The sequence below is a fragment of the Luteimonas terrae genome, from assembly GCF_004358165.1.
In the GTDB taxonomy this organism is placed as follows: domain Bacteria; phylum Pseudomonadota; class Gammaproteobacteria; order Xanthomonadales; family Xanthomonadaceae; genus Luteimonas; species Luteimonas terrae.
This window is the reverse complement of sequence record NZ_SMTG01000012.1, coordinates 2,501-3,611: the sequence shown is the minus strand read 5'-3', so window position 1 is coordinate 3,611 and position 1,111 is coordinate 2,501. Positions and strand designations below refer to the sequence as shown.

At 52.3% G+C, this 1,111-nt stretch carries 1 rRNA gene (only partly in view); it reads right to left on the bottom strand.

What is annotated here, in order from left to right:
- Positions 1-1,111: ribosomal RNA gene (locus E2F49_RS16240) — 23S ribosomal RNA — on the bottom strand (its annotated part continues 29 nt past the right edge of the window); the annotation flags it as partial.

Sequence of the window (1,111 nt, the reverse complement as noted above, 5' to 3'; positions counted from 1 at the left end):
GCTTCGGTTTATCACTTAGCCCCGTTAAATCTTCCGCGCAGACCGACTTGACCAGTGAGCTATTACGCTTTCTTTAAAGGGTGGCTGCTTCTAAGCCAACCTCCTGGCTGTCTATGCCTTTCCACATCGTTTCCCACTTAGTGATAATTTGGGACCTTAGCTGTGGGTCTGGGTTGTTTCCCTTTTCACGACGGACGTTAGCACCCGCCGTGTGTCTCCCATGCAGTCTGTCCTGGTATTCGGAGTTTGCAATGGTTTGGTAAGTCGCAATGACCCCCTAGCCATAACAGTGCTCTACCCCCAGGAAGATTCACATGAGGCGCTACCTAAATAGCTTTCGAGGAGAACCAGCTATCTCCGGGTTCGATTAGCTTTTCACTCCTAATCACACCTCATCCCCTACCTTTGCAACGGGAGTGGGTTCGGGCCTCCAGTTGATGTTACTCAACCTTCACCCTGGGCATGACTAGATCACCCGGTTTCGGGTCTATTGCCCGCGACTATGCGCCCTTATCAGACTCGGTTTCCCTTCGCCTCCCCTATACGGTTAAGCTTGCCACGAACAATAAGTCGCTGACCCATTATACAAAAGGTACGCCGTCACCCTTGCGGGCTCCGACTGCTTGTACGCACACGGTTTCAGGGTCTATTTCACTCCCCTCTCCGGGGTTCTTTTCGCCTTTCCCTCACGGTACTGGTTCACTATCGGTCGGTCAGGAGTATTTAGCCTTGGAGGATGGTCCCCCCATGTTCAGACAGGGTTTCTCGTGCCCCGCCCTACTCATTTTTCATCGATATGGCCCTTTCGCATACAGGGCTGTCACCTTCTATGGCCGGTCTTTCCAGGACCGTTTTGCTAGAACCAAATCGACTTTTGGGCTGTTCCCCGTTCGCTCGTCACTACTCAGGGAATCTCGGTTGATTTCTTTTCCTACGGTTACTTAGATATTTCAGTTCACCGCGTTCGCCTCGTACAGCTATGTATTCACTGCACGATACCTCTTGCGAGGTGGGTTTCCCCATTCGGACATTACCGGATCAAAGCTTGTTGCCAGCTCCCCGATACTTTTCGCAGGCTACCACGTCCTTCATCGCCTCTGACCGCCAAGGC